This window comes from Sphingopyxis sp., assembly GCF_035998965.1.
Lineage (GTDB): Bacteria > Pseudomonadota > Alphaproteobacteria > Sphingomonadales > Sphingomonadaceae > Sphingopyxis.
This window is the reverse complement of sequence record NZ_DASYHE010000050.1, coordinates 19,203-39,091: the sequence shown is the minus strand read 5'-3', so window position 1 is coordinate 39,091 and position 19,889 is coordinate 19,203. Positions and strand designations below refer to the sequence as shown.

At 66.1% G+C, this 19,889-nt stretch carries 12 protein-coding genes; 7 read left to right on the top strand and 5 right to left on the bottom strand.

Features of this window, described 5'->3' with window-relative positions; translation table 11 throughout:
• Positions 1-200: 200 nt before the first annotated feature.
• The 4 genes from VGN68_RS08390 to VGN68_RS08375 all read right to left on the bottom strand — a co-directional run bounded on the left by VGN68_RS08390 (position 201) and on the right by VGN68_RS08375 (position 8,558).
• Complete coding sequence (locus VGN68_RS08390; RefSeq protein WP_327475692.1) at positions 201-2,564, bottom strand: TonB-dependent siderophore receptor; 2,364 nt, start codon at positions 2,562-2,564, stop codon at positions 201-203.
• Positions 2,558-5,512, bottom strand: coding sequence for a beta-phosphoglucomutase (gene pgmB / locus VGN68_RS08385; RefSeq protein ID WP_327475691.1), 2,955 nt, complete (start codon positions 5,510-5,512; stop codon positions 2,558-2,560). The genes VGN68_RS08390 and pgmB overlap by 7 nt, the downstream gene beginning before the upstream one ends.
• A 225-nt stretch (positions 5,513-5,737) precedes the next feature.
• Complete coding sequence (locus VGN68_RS08380) at positions 5,738-6,697, bottom strand: substrate-binding domain-containing protein (protein ID WP_327475689.1); 960 nt, start codon at positions 6,695-6,697, stop codon at positions 5,738-5,740.
• 235 nt (positions 6,698-6,932) lie between these two features.
• Positions 6,933-8,558 carry an N-acyl-D-amino-acid deacylase family protein gene (locus tag VGN68_RS08375; RefSeq protein WP_414713031.1) on the bottom strand — a complete coding sequence of 542 codons (1,626 nt, stop codon included), beginning with the start codon at positions 8,556-8,558 and terminating at the stop codon, positions 6,933-6,935.
• Between the two features lie 218 nt (positions 8,559-8,776).
• On the opposite strand from VGN68_RS08375, the gene VGN68_RS08370 reads away from it, so the two are divergent.
• From VGN68_RS08370 to dacB, 7 genes are all read left to right on the top strand, one after another.
• Positions 8,777-9,661 (top strand): LysR family transcriptional regulator, encoded by an 885-nt coding sequence (locus VGN68_RS08370; RefSeq protein WP_327475687.1) that lies wholly within the window; start codon positions 8,777-8,779, stop codon positions 9,659-9,661.
• A gap of 96 nt (positions 9,662-9,757) precedes the next feature.
• A complete protein-coding gene (gene dgcN, locus VGN68_RS08365) occupies positions 9,758-10,792 on the top strand; it encodes an N-acetyltransferase DgcN (protein ID WP_327475686.1) in 1,035 nt (344 codons plus the stop codon).
• Between the two features lie 10 nt (positions 10,793-10,802).
• Positions 10,803-11,795, top strand: coding sequence for an N-acetyl-D-Glu racemase DgcA (gene dgcA / locus VGN68_RS08360; protein ID WP_327475685.1), 993 nt, complete (start codon positions 10,803-10,805; stop codon positions 11,793-11,795).
• Between the two features lie 22 nt (positions 11,796-11,817).
• Positions 11,818-13,056, top strand: coding sequence for a dicarboxylate/amino acid:cation symporter (locus VGN68_RS08355; protein WP_327475684.1), 1,239 nt, complete (start codon positions 11,818-11,820; stop codon positions 13,054-13,056).
• Complete coding sequence (locus VGN68_RS08350; protein WP_327475683.1) at positions 13,053-14,633, top strand: permease; 1,581 nt, start codon at positions 13,053-13,055, stop codon at positions 14,631-14,633. Before VGN68_RS08355 ends, VGN68_RS08350 begins: the two co-directional genes overlap by 4 nt.
• Complete coding sequence (locus tag VGN68_RS08345) at positions 14,630-15,643, top strand: serine hydrolase domain-containing protein (RefSeq protein ID WP_327475682.1); 1,014 nt, start codon at positions 14,630-14,632, stop codon at positions 15,641-15,643. Before VGN68_RS08350 ends, VGN68_RS08345 begins: the two co-directional genes overlap by 4 nt.
• Positions 15,640-17,121 carry a D-alanyl-D-alanine carboxypeptidase/D-alanyl-D-alanine endopeptidase gene (gene dacB, locus VGN68_RS08340; RefSeq protein WP_327475681.1) on the top strand — a complete coding sequence of 494 codons (1,482 nt, stop codon included), beginning with the start codon at positions 15,640-15,642 and terminating at the stop codon, positions 17,119-17,121. Before VGN68_RS08345 ends, dacB begins: the two co-directional genes overlap by 4 nt.
• On the opposite strand, the gene VGN68_RS08335 is transcribed toward dacB, so the two are convergent.
• Entirely contained in the window at positions 17,118-19,499 is a 2,382-nt protein-coding gene (locus tag VGN68_RS08335) for a penicillin acylase family protein (RefSeq protein ID WP_327475680.1), read from the bottom strand. The two genes, dacB and VGN68_RS08335, sit on opposite strands and share 4 nt — an antisense overlap.
• Between the last annotated feature and the right edge of the window lie 390 nt (positions 19,500-19,889).

Genomic DNA, 19,889 nt, shown 5'->3' with positions numbered 1-19,889 from the left:
GATGGAGGCCGTTTTCTACCTCACTTCTCGTCATCCCGGACTTGATCCGGGATCCACCGCGGCGCTGACGTCATGGACCCCGGATTTAGCCTGTCCTGACCTTGTCGAAGGGTCCGGGGTGACGACAATAGAAATATCGAACCCCAAAAAAAAGAAGGGGTGGCCGCGAAGAGGCCGCGACCACCCAGGGAGGGATGAACTCAGAACCGATACGCCGCGCTGAACCGGAATGACCGGCCCAGGATCGGGCGCGCATTGACCACCTGCCCGCCGGTCTGCCCCAGCGTCCGCGGATCGCCCTCGGTCAATCCAGCCTTGTCGGTCAGATTGTCGGCGGTCACCGCGAATTCCAGCGCGTCGTTCACATCGACCCGCACCCCGGCATCAATCTTGAAATAATTGGGCAGTGACTGGGTGTTCGCGGTGTCGGAGAACCGGTCGCCGACATAGCTGAAGGTCGAATAGAGCGAGACCTTGCTGCCGCCGCCGAATTCGATGTCATAGGATGGGGTCACCCGCCATTGCCATTTCGGCTGGCGCTGCACCCGGTTGCCGCTGAGGTCGATCGTCCCGCCGCCCGCAAAGAAATCGCGATATTTGGCGTTCAGCCAGGTGCCCGAAAAGGCGATGCTGAAATTGTCGATGGGGCGCAATTGCCCTTCCAGCTCGATCCCGGTGCTGCGCGCGCCGCCGATGTCGGCAACCGGCGCGCCATTCTGGATCACCGTTGTCACCAGCCCGGTGAACTTGGTGTGGAACAGCGTGGCATAGAGCGACAGCGGGTCGGTGCGAACCTTCAACCCACCCTCGAAATTATCGACCCGCGGCGACACGAAAATGCCGTCGCGCAGATTGTCGAAGAAGGGATTGGTGTTGCCGCGATTGTAGCGGACATAGGCGCCAACCGACGACGAAATGTCGTAATTCAACCCCGCAGTCCACGACCAGGCGCCCTTGTTATACGCGATGTTGCGGAAGGTGCCGTTCAGCACCGCGGTGCCATTGTTGTAGAGCGTGTTCGGGTTGCCGTCGGTATCGACCGAACTGTTGTTCTCGATCGTCCCGGTCGCCTTGTAATTCTGGTACCGCACCCCGGCGTCGAAGCGCAGTTCGGGGGTGATCTGAAATTCGTCGGTCGCGTAAAAGGCGTATTCGCGGCCGTCATAGGCGGCGTTGACGTTGAAGAACGAACCCTGGGTAAAGCCGCGGTCGGTCGCGATCTGGCCGTTCGCCAGCGTCAGGTTGAGCAGACGCGCGTTATTCTCGGCGGTCAGCAGATGGACATTGCCCAGATTCCACTGATCGTTCGATGAAAAATCGGCAAAATAGGCACCGACAGTCAGCTTGTTGCTGCCGCTTTCCCATTCGACCGCCAGATCGTTGGCAAAATTTTCGATCTGCTTGCGGACGATCCAGGTGCCGGCGCGAATGACCTGCTGCGTCCCCGCCACCGCCTGCCCGCCATTGACATAGGTCAGGCTGCCCACCGTGCTGCCCAGCGACGCGGCATAGGCATCGGCGGTCGTCGCGGTACTCGCGGGGACCAGCCCCGTCGTGTCGGCGTCGCCCTTCAGGTAACTCGCGCGGTACCGCAGCTGCAATCCGTCGCCGACCTCATAGTCAAAATTGGTGCCCAGGTTGACCAGCTTGGCGCCGCGGCCGTCGGCCAGATTGGCGCGCGTTCCGTCGGGCAGCGTGCTCAGCCGCGTTTCGGGACCGGCGAGCACCCCCGACCCCAGGTCGATATTGCCGAACTGGCGGACCTTGTCGCCGTCGCGGATCACCGGGATCGGCAACAGCCACTGGCCGCGATCGTTCAGGTAGCGGGCAAAGACCAGGATCGACCCCTTGTCCAGATCGTGGCGGACGTTGGCGGTGATCTGGCCACCTTTTTCGGCGGTGAAGCGCGGGTCGCGGATGCCGTTGCCGCTCGCATAATAGCCGCCAACCATGAAGCTGGTATTCTCGCCGAGCGGCCCCGACAACAGCAAGTCGCCGCGCAGGTCGCCATAATCGGTGACGCTGGCCTTCACCAGCCCTTCGAAATCGCGGCCGCCTTCCTTCTGGACGAAGTTGACGGTCAGGCCGGGCTGGCCGTTGCCGAACAATGCGCCGGTGCCGCCGCGCACCGCCTCGACCCGCTCGATCGTCTCGTCGATGCGGATCAACTGGGTGTTCTCGAGGAACGACAGCGTCGGCGGCGAGAAAAAGGGCACGCCCTGCACGGTCAGCGTGACGAATTCGGCGTCGCCGCCCGACGGATAGCCGCGGACGAAGATGTTCGCGCCATTCTGGCCGCCCGAACTTTCGGCCGACACGCCGGGGATGACCTTGAACAAGTCGGCGGTGCTGTTCGGCGCCGCACGCGCGATTGCGTCGGAATTGATGCTGGTGATCGCGAACGCCGCGTCCTGGCGATTGACCCCGCCGCCGGCGGTGCCAGTGACAATGATTTCCTCATTCGCCGCCGCCGCATCGTCGGACTGAGGCGTTTCCTGCGCGAACGCTGCGGTCGGCAGCGCGGCAAGCGCGAGCGACGACAGCAGATAGCTTTTCTTCAACATGGCATATCCTCCACTTTACCTGTTCTGATTGATCGGTTTCCCCGCCCCGCCGCTGCCTGTTCTGCCGACAGGATCTGGCCGAGCGAAAGATCGCCGATGGCGGGGACGTTGATGTCGGCATCGGGCAGCGCCTCTTCTGACCCGATGCCAATGGCCACCATGCCCGCCGCATGGATGGCCGAAATTCCGGCGCGGGCGTCCTCGACGCCCACGCAGTCCCGGGGGGACAGGCCCATGCCCGCGGCACAGGCCAGGAAAATGTCGGGCGCGGGCTTGGCGTTCGCCACCGCCGCCGCGTCGGCGATGAAATCGAAGTCGTCGGCGATGCCCAGCAGCCGCACGACGTCGCCCGCGTTGCGGCTGGCCGAGGCAAGTCCGATCTTCAGCCCGGCGGCGCGCAGGTCGGCGAATAGCCCTTCCACGCCATCGAACAGATTGGCGGGCGAATAGCCCCTGAGCCGCGCGACATAGCTGGCGTTTTTTTCGGCGAGCATGGCCTCGAACTTCGGCTGCGCGACGGCCTTGCCCGACTGGTCGAGGATCAGCCGCAGCGATCCGGCGCGATCGACGCCCTTCAGCGCATGGTTGGCTTCGCGATCGAACGTCAGGCCGTGCGCGTCGGCCAGCGCCTGCCACGCCTGATAATGATCCTCGGCGGTGTCGGTCAGCACCCCGTCGAGGTCGAAGATCACGCCCTTCAGCGCCGGGCGCTCCATGGTCACCGGATCGCTGCCGACCGACAGCGGGCGGCTATGATCGAGAATGGCGACCGGCGCCCCGGCCAGCAGGCGGTAGGTGCAGCCCGCGTCGTCGACCGCCAGTTCGATCGTGCTGCCGCGCCATTGCAGGCGAAAGCGATAGCTGGTCCAGACGGCGGGCAGTTGCGGCCGGAACGACGGGGCGGCGCCATCGAGGCGCAGTCCGCCCCAGCCCTGCGCCAGCACCAGCCAGCTTCCCGCGAGCGCCGCCATGTGCAGCCCGTGCGACGTATTGCCGTGGCGATCCTCCAGATCGACAAAAGCGCATTCGCCGAGGAAAGCGAGCGCCGCGGCCTCGTCGCCCAGCCGCGCCGCGGCGATCGCGAACGACACCGACGACAATGTCGAATCATGCGTCGTAACCTGCGCATAATAGTCGAAATTGCGCCGCTGCCGCGTCAGCGGCATCGCGGTCAGGTCCATCGCCATCGCCTGCACGACATTGCCCTGCTTCGCGACCTGATGGCGGAACAGGATCATCGGGTGATAGCGCATCAGCAATGGCCCGTGCCCATCGCCGCCCGCCCATCCCGGCAGCTTTGGGCGGCCCAGAAAGGCATCGTCCTGCGGATTGATGCCAAGGTCCGCATCGACCGGCAGCCACATCGCCGCCGCCGCGCGGCGCCATTCGGCCACTTCGGCGTCGCCCACCTCGACCGCACCCGGCTGGCCGCGGCCGCTGCTGCGCAGCCAGTCGGCGGTGTCGGCGGCATAGGCCAAGTGGCGCCGCGCGATGGCGTTGGTGTAAAAATCATTGTCGACCAGCGCCGAATACTCGTCGGGCCCGGTCACGCCATGGATGCAAAAGGCGCCGCCGCGCCGGGGATCGAACGCCCCGATCTCCATCCAGATGCGCGCGGTGTCGAACAGCATCGGCGCGGCCTGGCTGCGGAAATCATCGTCGCCGGTCGCCGCGACATACAGCGCCAGCGCATAGGCGATGTCGCCGTTGATATGATATTGCGCCGACCCCGTCGGATAGTGCGACGAACATTCGTCGCCGCCGATCGTCCGCCACGGATAGAGCGCCCCGCGGCGATGGCCGAGCGCCCTCGCATGTGCCCGCGCGCGGTCGAGCTTGCCGATGCGATAGGCCAGCAGGGTCCGCGCCTTGGCGGGCGCCTGCAACGCCAGCACCGGCAGCATGAAGGTTTCGGCATCCCAGAAATAATGGCCCTCATACCCCTCGCCGGTCAGCCCCTTGGCGCCGATGCTGTGGTCGGGGTCGCGGCTCGCCGACTGGTGGAGCTGGAACAGATTGAAGCGCAGCGCGGCGGCGAGTTCGTTATCGGCGTCGATCGCAAGGTCAGCATTATCCCACAGCTGCCCGGCTGCGGCGCGCTGGGCCTCGGCGATGGCGTCGAAACCGATTGGCGCATCGTCCAACGCGGCCAGATCGACCGGATGGCCGCGGGCCGCAGCCAGCGTGACCACCCGGTCGATGGTCAGGGCGCCGCCGGCGACCAGCTCGCCCTGCACGACATGCCCGCCCACCACAGCGGCGACCGGCGCGGTATGGCAAGTGACATGCTGCGCATAGGCAAGCTCGACGGCGTCCTGCGCGAACCGGGTGACCGTGGACGGGTCGCCCGGCAGGGGGGGAAGCATCGTCCACGCCGGGCGCAGCCGCGCCGAAATGCGCGGGTCGTCGGCTTCGGCGCCGGTCGGCGCGGCGCTGTCGGCGCCATAGGTCAGCGTCGCCGCGACCGCGCCGCCGAAATCGAGCGGGCGAATATGGATGCGCGACGCCACGCACGCCCCGCCCGACAGGGGCACAATGCGGTCGGCGGCAATCTCCAGGCGGCGGCCATCGGCCAGCCGCCAGTGCGTCACGCGGCGCAGCGTGCCGGTGGCAAGATCGAGCGTCGTTTCGGTGTCGGCAACTTCGGCAGCGGCGAAATCGACCGGCACGCCGTCGATCGCCAGGCGCAGCAGCACCGGGCTGGGACAGGCGATCCGCGTATCGGTCGCGCTCGCATAACCGGGAAAGCTCTCGTGATAATCAATCGGGCGGCGGACATAGGCGCCGGGCAGATAGGCCGCCGGGGCCGATGCGAGTTCATCGATCACCCCTTCGACGCCGACCAGCCCGTTCGCCAGCGCAAACAGCGCCGCCGCCTGCGCGCCAGTCGCCTCGGCGCCGCGCCGGACCAGCCGCATCGGGTCGCCGTCGCCCTGCGCCAACGGCATTGCACCTGTGCCAAGCTGCGCCGACCCAATTCTGCCCACGCCGGACTGCGCTGTTGGCATTGCGCCCAAACTTTGCTCGGAAATCGCCACCGCATCCTCACCCCGGCCGGGGCTACTCGACCCCTGCTCTGAACGGCGATGTCCCGCAAAATGGTATCGATGTCAAGATATCGATACCATTTTGCTCGTCAGGTCACGCTGCGCGGCACCTTCGCCAACTTCCGGCTAACTCTCGCGGATGATCAATTCGACCGGCATCGCCCGCGAATCCACGGCTTTCCCTGCCACCAGGTCGAGCACCTTCTGCGCCAGCAACTCGCCCCCCACCGCCCAGTCCTGGCGGATGCTGGTCAGCGGCGGCGAAAACAGACCGGCGCCCGGCGAATCGTCGAACCCGACGACCGACACCGCGCCGGGAACGTCATGCCCCCGCGCCCGCAGCGCCTCGATCGCCCCCATCGCAATCGCATCGCTGCTCGCAAAAATGCCGTCAAAGCTCAGCGCCGCACTTTCCAGCAACGGCGCCACCGCCTCACGCCCCGCCGCAACCGTGAAGGCGCAGGGGATATTGGCGACGATGGCGGCATCGGTCCCGACAAGTCCGTCGCGAAAGCCGTTCAGCCGGTCCTCTGCCTCGCCGTGTCCGGCATCGCCCAGGAACAACAGCCGCCGCCGTCCGCGCCCGACCAGATATTCCGCTGCCAACCGCCCCCCGGCGCGATTGTCACTGCCGACGACGATGCGCTCGGGCGGTCCATGCTCGGCGCCCCACACGACATAGGGCAGCCCCGTCGCCGCGATCACCGCCGCGGCATCGTCATGCACCCCCTGCCCCAGCAGGATCACCCCGTCGGCCGACGGCGGCGCCTGCGAAAACAGATCGATCGTGGTCAGCACCATATTCTGCCCCGCCGCGGTCAGCTGCTGCAGGATGCCGCCCAGCAACAGCAAGGGATAAGGCTCGCTCATCAACCGTTCGTGCGACGGGGTCATTTCGATGACCACCGCGATCGTCCGCGTCCGCTGTTGCCGTAAATTGCGCGCCGACACATTGAGCCGATAGCCCATGCGCTCGGCGGTCTCGCGAATCAACGCGCGCGTGCTTTCTTTGACCGTTGCATGGTCAGACAGCGCGCGCGAAACGGTGATTTTCGCAACGCCGAGTTCGCGAGCGATATCGGCCATGGTCGGTCGCGCACCATCGCCAAGCTTATCCTTGCTCACCCGCGGCTCAGCATGGCAATTGACGGGGAGGGGTCGGTGCTTAGAAACATGGGGCATTCCTACTGTCCCACCACCGCCTTTCACAAGCGGCTTTGCAGCCCAATCGCGCACGTGCGCGTTTTTGAGCTCGAGTTGCGCATAATCAGCGGCGCGTTGGTCAGCCGTAGTCCGATGCTCGGCGAACCGCGTGGCACCGCTAGGGGCAGCCCGGCGGTCGGGGCCGCAGCAGCGCGCGACCTGCCGGAATTCCCGTTGCGCGGCCGTTATCCAGCGCCAGCGCACCGTTGACGAACAGGCTCTGGACGCCGGCGCTGAGTTCGCGCGGGCGCACATAATCGGCGCGCGGCGCATATGCGGCGGGGTTGAAGACGACCACATCGGCGAAATAGCCCGAACGCAGATAGCCGCGCCGGTCGAGCTTGTAGATGTCGGCGGTGCGCCCGGTCGATTGGCGGATGAAGGTCGCCAGGCTGATGACCTTACGTTCGCGAACGTAGCGGACATATTTTTCGGGGAAGCTTGCGAACATACGGGGGTGGCCATCCGATCCGTCGGACGAGGTGACCATCCACGGCTGCTGCATCAGCAGGTCGACATCCGCCTGCGCCATGTTGAACGAGGCGACCGCGGTGCCGCCGCCCTTCTGTCCCTGGCTCTTCGCCTCGACGCTCTGGCGAATGATCCGCAGCGCCGCGTCGCGGCTGTCCAGTTTCCACTCGGCTGCGACCTGCTCCAGCGTCTTTCCGGTCCATGGGAAACCCTCGGCGATCAGCAGCAGCGCGCTCGCGCCGCCGCGGCGTCGCAGATTGTCCTGCATTTCAGCGCGCATCCGAGCCAGCGTCGCGGGATCGTCGAGCCGCTTCAGCAGGGCCGCGCCGCCGCCATCGACCGCCCAGCGCGGCAGCAGCGATGCGTCGAGGTTCGAACCCGACGCCAGCCACGGATATTGATCGGCAGTGACTTCGACCCCCGCGGCCCGTGCCGCTTCGATCGCGGCGATCACCGCGCCCGCTTGGCCATGGACGTCGACACCGAGAGCCTTCAGATGGGCGAAATGAACGGGCATTCCCGCCTCCTTGCCGATATCGATCGCTTCCTCGACCGACCCGAGCAGGCCGATGCTGTAGCTCGATTCATCACGCTGGTGGGTGTCGTAAAGGCCGCCGCGGATCGCCGCCTCGCGCGCGACGGCCACGACTTCGCCGGCGGTCGCGAAACTTTGCGGCGCATAGAAAAGTCCGGCGGACAGCCCGACCGCGCCTTCGCACATGCCCTTGGCCACCAACGCCTTCATCGCATCCAGTTCGGCGACCGTCGGCGCGCGGGCATCCGGACCCAGAACCCGCTGGCGCACCGGTCCGAACCCGACAAAGGGGACGATGTTAGTCCCGATCCCCGACGCCGCCAGCTTGCCGCTGTCCGCCGCAACATCGGGGGTGCCATTGCCATCGACGCCGATCATCACCGTGCTGACCCCTTGGTATAGCCATGCTGCGTTGATGCGCACCGCCGGGTCGGGCGACCGGAGGAAGCTGTCGGCGTGGGTGTGCGGATCGATGAAACCGGGGGCGACAATCATCCCCTTTGCGTCGATGATCCGGCTTGCTGAATAGCTGCCGGAGCGACCAACATGAACAATGCGGTCGCCGCGTATCGCCACGTCGCCGACAAACGGCTTGCCCTCGCCGCCGTCATAGATCGTCCCGCCGCGAATGATCACATCGACCACCTCGCTTGCCTGCGCCGCGGCGCCAGCAGCGCCGAGCAGCGCGGCGGCCCCCACCATCGCTCCGCCCGCAATCGCACCGATCGTCCGGCGCATGAAAAACGAAGTATGGGGCATCGGCGTAGTCCTTTCAGGAGAACGAGGGAGAGCCGCTTTGGCGACACGGCGCCATCTGGCGTTTACCGACGATCAGCATGGGTCCAACCGGCAGCCCGCGTCCAGAGAGGGGTGTTGCAGCGCCTATAACCCAATGGCATAAGAGCGCAAATGTGGCTTTTTGCCGCCTTATCACCAGCACTTGGGGCAAAGATCGAATGAACCTGCGCCAGATCGAGATTTTCCACGCGGTTTTCCTGCATGGCACAGTCAGCGCCGCGGCGCGCTCGCTCAATGTATCGCAACCGTCGGTGACCAAGGTGCTGCGCCACGCCGAACGTTCGATCGGGCTGACCCTGTTCGAACGAGCGAAGGGGCGGCTGATCCCGACGCAGGACGCGCATACGCTGTTCGCCGAAGTGTCCGACATTCAGGATCGGGTGCGCTCTTTGCGCCAGGCGTGTCAGAATTTGCGCCACGGGCGCGGCGGCTTGCTGCGTATTTCGGCGTTGCCGTCGCTCGGCCTGGGCGCCATCCCCGCGGCAGTGGCACGGTTCCTGAGCGATCATGAGGATATCATGTTCGACTTGCAGACGCTCCATCACGACGAAATGGTGCGCAAGCTTTACGAGCATGAAACCGACATCGCGATCAGTTTTGAAGTGCCGCTGTCGGCCCCCGTCGCGCACCAGGTGATCGGCGAGGGCGAGCTGGTGGTGATTTACCGCGAAGAGGACATGCCCACCGCGCCGCCGCGCTTGCACCTCGACCAGCTGCGCGGGCAGAAGTTCATCAGCCCGGTGCAGGGCGGCCCGATCGGCCGGATGCTGTCGAGCGAACTCAGCCGTCTGGAGGTCGAGCTGGACGAAGTGGTGTCGGCGCGCACCTATTATGTTGCCGCCGCGCTGGTCAGCGCCGGGGTCGGCATGGCGATCGTCGACAATTTCACGGCACACGCCGAATTGTCGCCCGGACTGGCGAGCCGCCCGCTGCAACCCGCAATCACCTTCGACATTAATGCGGTCTATTTGCAGAATCGCCCGCCGTCGAAAACGGCGTCGGCGTTTCTGGACGAGCTTGCTACGGTGATCGAAGGATTATAGCATCAGGCTATAGGATATGAGGCGCAGGATATTGGGGCATCAGGACGGGTGGAGCTAGTATTGGCCCCTTCATCGTCCCGCAGGTTGCTTTGAGCCATGATCGACACGCCCTATCTTCTCTACCTCGGCCATTCCAGCGATCCCGCCGACATCAAGACTTCGCGCGGGCTTGCAGTGTTTCGCCCCGACATCTGCGTCGGCGAATATCGCCACGATGATTGTCCGCTGACGCTAGACCTGCCGCGCATGGATTTCGCCGCAGCGCGCACGGCGGGAGCCCGCACTCTGGTGCTGGGTATTGCCAATGCGGGCGGCAAGCTGGGCGAGGATCTGGTTGTCGACGCGCTGGCCGCAATGGAGGCGGGGCTCGATATTGCATCGGGGCTGCACCACCGGTTGAATGCCGAACCGCGACTGGTCGAGGCCGCGGCGCGTCTAGGCCGAAAGCTGCACGATGTGCGCGACCCGCGGCCGGACATCCCGATCGGCAACGGCAAAAAGCGCGCGGGCAATCGGCTGCTGACCGTCGGCACCGATTGTTCGGTGGGCAAAATGTACACGACCCTCTGCCTCACCAGCGCGCTAGAACAGCGCGGTGTTGCCGCAAATTTCCGCGCCACCGGACAGACCGGCATTCTGATCGCGGGCGACGGCGTCCCGCTCGACGCCGTGGTCGCCGACTTCATCTCGGGCGCGATCGAACAGATTTCGCCGGCGCGCAGCGACGATGGCTGGGATCTGATCGAAGGACAGGGCTCGCTTTACCACCCATCGTTCGCCGGGGTGTCGACGGGGCTGCTGCACGGCGCGCAGCCCGACGCGCTCGTCCTCTGCCACGATCCGGTGCGCCCGCATATGCGCGGCCTGCCGCATTATCCGCTGCCCGGCATCGCCGAAACGCTGGAGGCGAACGTCCGTGTCGCGCAGCTGACCAACGCCGATGTGCAGGTGGTCGGGATCGCGCTCAACACCTCGGCGATGGCCGAGGATGATGCGCGCGCGCTCTGCGCCGCCACCGCAGCCGAGTTCGGCCTGCCGACCAGCGACCCCTATCGCTTCGGGGTCGAGGCGATCCTCGACCGGCTGCTGGGCGTGACCGCCCCTTCGCCTGCCGTTGCCGCAACTGCCTGACCCGACCGCCATGCCCCGCACCCTGACCGTCTTTGCCGAGACGTTTAAACTGCATGCGCCTTTTCGCATCTCGCGCGGGGTCAAGACCGCGGCCGAGGTCGTCACCGTAACGATCGGCGAGGACGGCCTGACCGGACGCGGCGAAGGTGTCCCTTATCCGCGTTATGGGGAGAGCGTCGAAAGCGCGGTCGCGGCGATCGAAAGCCTGCGCGGTGCGATCGAGCAAGGGCTGGACCGGCAGGCGCTGCTCCAGCTGATGCCCGCCAGCGCCGCGCGAAACGCGATCGACTGCGCGCTGTGGGATCTCGAGCTGCGGCTGGCGGGCAGCGATCTGGCGGCGGCGCTCGATCTAGATCGCCCGCTGCGCCCGATCGTGACCGCGATGACGATCAGCCTCGATACGCCGAGCAATATGGCCGCCGCCGCCGCGGCGCTCGCCGACGCACCTTTGCTGAAGGTGAAGGTCGATCGCAACGATCCCGCCGCGCTGCTGGCTGCCGTCCGGGCTGCGGCGCCGAGCCCTAAAATGATCGTCGATCCCAACGAAAGCTGGACAATCGCCGAGGTGCGCGACCTGCAAGGGCTGATGTCCGATCTGCGGATCGACCTGCTCGAACAGCCGCTGCCCGCCAACGCCGACGGCGATCTGGCTGGATTTCGCTCGGCGATCCCGATCGCTGCCGATGAAGCGGTGCATGTTGCCGCCGATCTCGATACGCTGCCCGACGGCTATGGCGTGGTGAACATCAAGCTCGACAAGACAGGCGGATTGACCGCGGCGCTCGAACTAGCGGACTCGGCGCGAGCGCGCGGGCTGGACGTCATGACCGGCTGCATGATCTGTTCCTCGCTGTCGATCGCCCCGGCCTGGGCGATTGCCGCGACCAGCAGCTTTGCGGACCTTGACGGACCGCTCTGGCTTGCCGAGGATCGCGCCGGGGGAGTCCGCGGCGCCAACGGCCTGCTGTCGCCGCCGCAGCCCGGATTTTGGGGCGGGATTTGACGGGATCGGGACAACAAGGCCGATGACAGTTTTTCTTCGCGGCTGGTTTGCGGTGCCGCTGTGGCAGCGGGTGTTGGGGGCGATGGTCATCGGCGTTGCGCTGGGGCTACTCTGGCCCGCCGCCGCGTCAGCGCTGGCGATTATCGGCGAATTGTTCGTCCGCCTGATCCGGATGCTGGTGGTGCCGATCGTGTTTATCAGCATCGCGTCGGGGGTCACCGCGCTCGCCGATCCGCGCAAGCTGGGATCTGTCGGCGCGTGCACCGTCGGCCTCTTCGCCTTCACAACCTTCTGCGCCGTGTCGATCGGCATCCTTGTCGGCCTACTGATCGAACCAGGCCAAGGCGCCGCGCTGGGCAGCGCCGCGCCGCACGCGCTCGGCGAGCCCAAGTCGCTCCACGACCAGCTGGTCGGCATCGTACCGATTAACATCGTCCAGGCGCTTGTCGACGGCGACATGCTGGCGATCATCTTTTTTTCGATCCTGCTCGGCTTCGGCGTCATCCTGGCGGGCGAACAGGGCCGCCCGATGGCCGACCTGCTGCAATCGGCGGGACAGGTGCTGTTCCACTTGGTGCGCATCGTGATGGAGATAACCCCGTTCGGCGTCCTTGCGTTGATTGCCAAGGCGGTCGCCGACAATGGCGTCGCGGTGTTTGCCAACATCGGTTGGCTGGCGATTGCGGTCGCGGTGGGGGTGGTCCTCCAAATTCTGCTGGTCCATGTGCCGCTGCTCGCCTTTGTCGTGCGCCGGTCGGTGCTGCGCTTCTATCGCACGATCGTCGACGCGCTGGCTGTCGCCTTTTCGACCGCGTCGTCGGCGGCGACGCTGCCCGTCGCGCTGCGCATCGCGCTCGACGATCTGCACATCGCCCCCGGCGTTGCCAAGACTGTGCTGCCGATCGGCGCCAGCATCGGCAAGGATGGCACTGCGATGTATGTCGGGCTGCTCAGCATCTTTGCGCTCCAGGCCGTGGGGATCGAACCCGATCTGTCGATGCTGGCGATCGTCCTGCTCACTGGCGCGCTCGCCGCCTTTGGCACCGCGCCGATCCCGTCGGCGTCGCTGTTCATGCTCGCCGCCGTGCTCTCGGCGGTGGGAGTGACCCCCGAACAGACCGCACTGGTCGTCGGCTTTGTTCTGCCGTTCGACCGCCTGCTCGACATGACCCGCACGGTGGCGAGCGCCAGCGCCAACCTCACGGTAACCAGCGTCGTCGGGCGCTGGGAACAGGCGAGCGCGCCCGAGACTGGCAAGTGACCGCAGCGGCCTCGAATAGCGACGTCTCGGCCGTGGCGCTCGCGCGCGATGGTGATGCCAGGTCGGCGCAACGACGCGCGCGTATCCTCTATCTGATGCTCGGCTTTTCCGCTGGACTGCCCTTTTACATGTTTTCGACCGTGCTGGCGGTGCGACTGACCGATCATGGCGTCGCGCTGGCGATTATCGGTTTTTTCGCCTGGGTCCAGTTGTTGCCGACCTTCAAATTCCTGTGGGCGCCCTTGCTCGACCGCTATGCGGTGCCTGGATTTACGCGCTTCTGGGGGAAAAGGCGCGGCTGGATCATGCTGCCGCAGCTCGGTATCGTCACCGCCATGCTGGCGATGGCATTCACATCGGCCGACGACAGCTTGGCGCTCACCGCCCTGTTTGCGGTGCTGCTCGCCTTCTGGACGACGACGCTGGAGGTTGCGGCCGACGCGTGGCGGGTCGAGCTGGGACCGACGCCCGAGTTGCAGGGCCCCCTCGCCGCGGCAAATCTGTGGGGTTATCGCACCGCGATGGTCGCGGCGGGCAGCGGCGCGCTGCTGTTCGCGGACGTCGGCGGCATCGTGGCGCCGACCCTGCAAGCGCTGGGCATCGCGCCCGGCTGGACCGCCGCCTATCTGTTGATCGCGGTCGGGGCGTTCGTGCCGCTGCCGATCCTCGCGGCGCTGCCGCCCGAACGACGCGGTGCGGGTGGTCGCTCTGCTGCGTTGGCCGGCGGACTAGCGACGAGCGCGGTGATCTTGTTCGCGCTGGCGGCCCTGGTCGCGGCGGTCGGCTGGCTCTTGCTTGGCGCCGCCGCGGGCCTTGGCATCAGCGCCAAGACGAATGTGACACCCTGGGTGCTTGGCATCGCGATGCTGCCGTTTCTGGCGATGGCCGCGATGCTGCCGCGCATCCGGGGCGCCGCGCCCGATTCGCCGCTGCGCGCGTCGGCGGCGATCGGCCCCTATGTCGATTTCTTCTGGCGCTACGGCGGCTACGCTATCGCGTTGATGGCCTTTGTCTCGGTCTATCGCATGGGCGACGTGCTGGCGCTCAACCTGTCGAAACCGATGATCCTCGGGCTCGGCTACACCAAGACCGAGATCGGCTGGGCCGACGGCGTCGTGGCACTGGCGGCCAGCATTGTCGGCGTCGGGCTGGGCGGATGGATGACAACCCGCTGGCGGTTTGGCATCACCCTGACGATCGGGGCATTGTTCGCGGCGTTCGGCAATTTCGGGTTCGTCTGGCTCGCGTACCAGCCGCACGATCAGACCCTGCTCTATATTGCCACCGCCGCTGATCAGTTCGGCAACGGCATGGCGGGCGCCATCTTTGTCGTTTATCTGTCGATGCTGGTGAATCCGCGCTATCCCGGCGCACAATATGCGTTTCTGTCGGGTTTTGCCTTCCTTTTGCCGCGGCTGCTGGCGGGGGCCGGCGGCACCGTGGTTGGGCAGCTCGATAGCGCGGGATATAGTGGCTTCGACCTTTTCTTTCTGGCTTCCGGCGTGATCAGTCTGGCGGCGATCCTGTTCCTGCCGCTGATCGGACGCGCCAAGCCGCGGGCGGACGACCGGCCATGATCGACGCCGCCTTTGCGCCGGTCGCGGCAGCGGTCGAAGCCGGACGGGTTCCCGGCGCGGCGCTGGGCATCGTTTCGGCGGATGGCGAGTACGCGGTTCGGTTCGCGGGCATGGCCGCGCTTGTCCCTGAACCCGAAACGCTGACCCGCGATCACTGGTTCGATCTTGCCTCGCTCAGCAAGGTTATTGCGACCACGACAATGATACTCAAGCTCGCGGAACAGGGGCGCCTCGACCTCGACCGGCCGCTGACCGATGCGATCCCGGATCTGCGCCAATATGACGTCGCGAACGCCGCCGAGCGCCGCCTGACCTTTCGCGACTGCCTCATGCACCGGACTTTCTTGCCCGCGGTTGAGCCGCTCTATACCTATGGCGGCGATCCGGCGCAGCTGCGCGCGTTCGTGCTGCAACGCGAATGGCGTCATGGCCCGCCCGCTTATTCGGACATCAATTTCATCCTGCTGGGCATCGCGATCGAGCGCCTGACGGGGGCGCCGCTGGCTGATTGGCCGCTCGGCGGCGGGCTCAGTTTCGGCCCGCCCCCCGGCCCAGCGGTGGCAACCGAACATTGCCGATGGCGCGGGAGGGTCCTGAAGGGCGAGGTGCATGACGAAAACGCCTATGCGCTCGGCGGCGCGCCGGGCCATGCCGGACTGTTCGGCACCGTCGATGGGGTGCTGGGCTTTGCCCGCGCAATGCTCGACGGCTCGCTGTTGTCGCCCACGATGCTCGCCGAGGTGCGCACCGCGAACAAAAGCCATCGCACCTGCGGCTGGGAACGGGCCTTTGCGGGGTGGCACGGCGGTGATGCCTGCTCGCCGGGCACCATCGGCCATACCGGCTTCACCGGCACTGGCCTCTGGATCGATTTCGAGCGCGGCCTTGGCTGGACATTGCTCACCAACCGGGTCCACCCGACCCGCCATTTCGACAGCGGCATCGCCGCACTACGCCCCGCCGTCGGCGACCAGCTTATCGCCGCATGGGATGCTCAGGAGAGACAATGAAAACCGCGCTCAAACCGCTCACTCCGATTCTTGCTCTCGCGCTGCTATGCGCTCCCGTTCACGCCCGAACGACCGCCGATCCTGCGCGCGGGCCGCTGCTTGCAACGGTCGAGCAGAAACTGGCCGAAGCCCCGGCAGGTTCAAGATTTGGGGTGCTCGTCACGACGCTGGAGGGTGAAACCCTTGTCTCGATCGACCCCGACCAGCGCTTCATCCCGGCTTCGAACACCAAGATGTTCACGACCGCAGTCGGCTATGCGCAGCTGCCTTTGCTTCAGCAAACGGCCAAAGGCACCGGCGTCCGGCTCGAAACCGGTACCGGCGGCGCGACCGACGTCGTGCTCCACGGCCGCGGCGATCCTTTGCTGTCGAGCGCCGACGACTGCAAGACCGACTGCCTGCAAACGCTCGCCGACGCGGTCGCGTCCAAGACCCGCCGCGTCCGCAACATCGTCGGCGACGACAGCTGGCTGCCCGACGAGCGCTGGAGCCCGGGGATGAGCTGGAACAATATCGTCTCGCGCTATGGCACCGGCAATTCGGCGCTGACGCTCGACGATAATGAGCTGGTGGTGAAGCTGGCGCCGGGGGCGGTTGGCGCGGCGCCGACGATCCAGACCTCCGGCTATTTCAGCATCGACAATCAGGTCGTTACCGTCGCGGGCAAGGAGGAAAAGATCGAGGCCGATCGGATGCCGAACAGCCGCGTGCTACGCCTGACCGGCACCGTCGGCGCCGACGTGGCGCCGCTGACCTTGCGCTATGGCATCGACGATCCGGCGCATTATGCCGCGTGGCGGCTTGGCGAATTGTTGAAGGCGCGCGGCGTGCAGGTCGACGGCGCGATTGAGGTACGCCACCGGCCGCTGACCGCCGCGGACGATCCGGATAACCGCAAGGGCGCCCCCGCCACCCTGCCCACCGAACCCGCGATGCTCGCCGAACTGCCCGCGCCGCCGCTCGCCGAAAATATGGTGCGGATCAACAAGGAGAGCCAGAATCTCCACAGCGAACTGATGCTGCGCCGCGTCGCGCGGCAGGTGGGCAGCGGCTCGATTGCCGATGGGCAGGCGGCGGTGCGGCAGTTGATGACGCAGGCGGGGGTGGCCGACACCAGCTACGACTTTTCGGACGGGTCGGGCATGTCGAGCTATAACCGGATCAGCCCGCGCGCCGCGGTCGGCCTGCTCAGCTGGATCGCGCGCCAGCCGTGGGGCATGGCGTGGCGCGAGACGCTGCCGATCGCCGGACGCGATGGCACCTTGCAGAACCGCTTCAAGGGGACAATCCTGGAAGGCAAGCTATTCGCCAAGACCGGCTCGCTCAATGCCTCGCGCGCGCTGTCGGGGTATCTCACGACAAAGAGTGGCAAGACGCTGATCTTTTCGGTGCTGGCCAATGACATGCCCGAGGGAACCGACAGTCAGGCGACCGCCGCGGTCGACCGCGCGCTGGTCGCGATTGCCGAGGTGTTCTAGAGGGTCGGCGCCAGCACCAGCCGTTCCAAGGCATGGCGATCGACCGCCGCCTTGCTGAACCACAGTGGCTGCATGTCTCCCGCCAGCCACTTGGGATAAAAGTCACGGTAGCGCGGCGAGCGCGGATCCGCCGACTGGCCGGGTAGCAGCAGAAAGCGGCTGTTGTCCCACGCCCCGACGTCGGCGACGAACAAATAGCTGGCGCCGTGCGAGACATTAAACCCGCGCCGTGAATTGAACCCGCGCGCCATCGGCGTGGTGCCATCGCCGCCAGACCGGCCGCCCTCGATCTTCGGGAAAGCTGCAGCAATCGCGGCGTTCGACGACGCCAAGGGATGCGCAATCGTTACCCGGTGCAGATCGCCCCATTGCCATTTTGCCGGATCGGCCCCGCCAAGTTCGGTGGCTTTTTTCCAGCCCGTCATCAACGCGCCGTCGATCAGCGCGTCGCGCGCTGCCGCAGGGTCATCGCCCAGCCGTTTGTCGGGCGCGCCCAGAATGCGCAGCATTTCCGACAGGTTGACCGTCGGGATCAAATCCTTTGCTGCCTCGGGGACCACGCGGTCGCGAAAACTTGCCGACAGTGCCACCATCACCATCTCGAACAGCAGCGCCGCCGCGCTGTCCGCATCGATTCCGCAATCCCAACGCCGCAGCATGGCGGCCGCCGGCGCCGCCTCAACCGACAGCGTCGAGGGAAGCAACTTTAGCAGCGCACGGGCGGGCAGCGACTGGACGTCGTGCTGCAACGCGATGCTGTCCGCGATCCGGTGCTTCGGCTGGCTCCGCAGCACCTCGGCGCAGCGATCATAGCGATAGGGATCGCTCCAGTTGAAGCTGATGATCCGCTCGCGATAGGGATAATCCGCCGGCAGGTTCATCTGGTTCGCCGACGCGAACCAGCCTTCGGGCGGGTTATAGACGTGCGGCATATCCTCAACCGGCAAGAGGCCAGTCCAGTCATAATCGCCATCGCCGGGGGCGGGAAACAGCCCGTCGTGCTTCGGCCGCCGTGGGGTAAAACCGATCGTCTGCCACCCGGTATTGCCGTCGATGTCGGCATAGTGAAAATTGGTCGGCGACACGTGCAGCTTGAACGCCTGCCGTAGCGACGCCCAGTCCTTGGACAGGTTGATCGCGATCATCGCAAAGCGCGAATTCGCTCCCGGCAACATGCTGACGGTGGCAAAGGCGACCGCGCGATGGCGGGCCGCATCCTGCGACACGATCGGACGGCCCCCAGCATAACGCAGCGTCACGCGCTCGGGCGGCGCGCCCTTGACCGCGATCTCGTCCTCGAATGTCTCGAACGCCTTCCACTCGCCCTTGTGCCAATATCGGCTGGGGTCACCGTCCTTGGTGCGCAGGATGAACAGATCGGTCTGGTCGATATGAAAATTGGTGCGGCCAAAGGCGAAACGATCGGTATGGCCCTGCATGATGCCAGGCAGCCCCGGGGCGCCCGCGCCAATGACATCGAGTCCCGGCGCCGTCAGATGGATCATGTGGCGCGGGTTGGCGCCGCCGATGCCCAGATGCGGATCATTGGCCAGAATCGGCCGTCCGGTGGCGCTGCGCGATGGCGAGATGGTCCACGCATTGCTGCCCAGCGCGAAGCGGTCGCCCTCCGGTTCGGGGTCGAGCGGCACCCCTTGTATCGCATCGAACGGGACGGGCCGGTTCGCGGGGTCCAACACGCCCAGATCCGCCCCGCTTACCGCCGCAACGTCGAGGCCCTCGGGGATCGTGAACGACCATGCCGGACGCAGCGGTGCCAGCAGCTGTTCGGCGTCGAGCAGCCCACGCGACTGCAACTGCGCGCGGCGCACCTCATCATCGGCGTCGCCCATACCGATGCCGCGGCGGCGCACCAGATCGAGGATATCCCAGCGAAGCGGAGTGATCCCCAATATGCCATATTCCAGCGGCAGCTGCGCTGGGTCGGCCGCCAGTTCGTCGATCCGGGCGTTCACCCCGGCGACATAGCCGCGCGCGCATTCCAGCACATCGGGCGGCAGCGCCGCCAGTTCGGCGTCGATGTCGCCGCGATAGTGAAACAGCCGCGCCGCTTTGTCCGCCGCCACAAAGCGGGGGCCAAAAGCCTCCGCCATGCGGCCCATGTCGCGGCGATAGTCGATGTCCATTTGGAACAGACGGTCGCGCGCGACCAGATAGCCCTGTCCAAAAAAAGCGTCGTGGCGCGACGCGGCGCGCACATGCGGCACCCCCAGCGCGTCCTCGATCACCTCAATCGGCGCGCGCGCACCGGACAATTTTGTCGTGCGCGTACCGCCCTTGACCCGGGGTTTTGCAAGAAGGCTTCCCGGCATCGCGACAAGCGCGGCCGAAGCCAGCAGGAACGCGCGGCGCTGGATCAACAGAAATTCCCCGATACCTTAAACAGTCAAGAACAATAGGAGTATCGCAGCCTGGCGTCGCCAGCCCATAGCAAGCGGGCCGCCTCCTATAACTGCAAGCTATCCGCACCCGCGACGGGCGCGGCGATGCCATGCCCTGCGGCTATAGGTCCATATCGTCAGGATCAGCGCGAAGCGGTTGACCGCGGGTAACCACCCTGTAACCTTCTCGTCACGGAACCGGCTGTCCGCGCGCCGCAGGCGCAGCGATGGTCGGACCCGCAAAGGTCGGAAGCCATAAAATCATAAATGGGCGGCCCAATGAGGCCGCCAGGCGGTCAGGGCGGACATAGTGGGGGCGAGCCAGCCCGGTGCATCGGCACCGGGAACCACATCGAACGATGTGCGGCG

Excerpts from the sequence above, each read along its gene's own strand:
- dacB (WP_327475681.1), top strand. The coding sequence starts at position 15,640 with ATGAAAACCGCGCTCAAACCGCTCACTCCGATTCTTGCTCTCGCGCTG.
- dgcN (WP_327475686.1), top strand. The coding sequence starts at position 9,758 with ATGATCGACACGCCCTATCTTCTCTACCTCGGCCATTCCAGCGATCCC.
- VGN68_RS08345 (WP_327475682.1), top strand. The coding sequence starts at position 14,630 with ATGATCGACGCCGCCTTTGCGCCGGTCGCGGCAGCGGTCGAAGCCGGA.
- VGN68_RS08380 (WP_327475689.1), bottom strand. The coding sequence starts at position 6,697 with ATGGCCGATATCGCTCGCGAACTCGGCGTTGCGAAAATCACCGTTTCG.
- VGN68_RS08390 (WP_327475692.1), bottom strand. The coding sequence starts at position 2,564 with ATGTTGAAGAAAAGCTATCTGCTGTCGTCGCTCGCGCTTGCCGCGCTG.
- pgmB (WP_327475691.1), bottom strand. The coding sequence starts at position 5,512 with ATGCCGTTGGCGCAGGGCGACGGCGACCCGATGCGGCTGGTCCGGCGC.
- VGN68_RS08375 (WP_414713031.1), bottom strand. The coding sequence starts at position 8,558 with ATGCGCCGGACGATCGGTGCGATTGCGGGCGGAGCGATGGTGGGGGCC.
- dgcA (WP_327475685.1), top strand. The coding sequence starts at position 10,803 with ATGCCCCGCACCCTGACCGTCTTTGCCGAGACGTTTAAACTGCATGCG.
- VGN68_RS08355 (WP_327475684.1), top strand. The coding sequence starts at position 11,818 with ATGACAGTTTTTCTTCGCGGCTGGTTTGCGGTGCCGCTGTGGCAGCGG.
- VGN68_RS08370 (WP_327475687.1), top strand. The coding sequence starts at position 8,777 with ATGAACCTGCGCCAGATCGAGATTTTCCACGCGGTTTTCCTGCATGGC.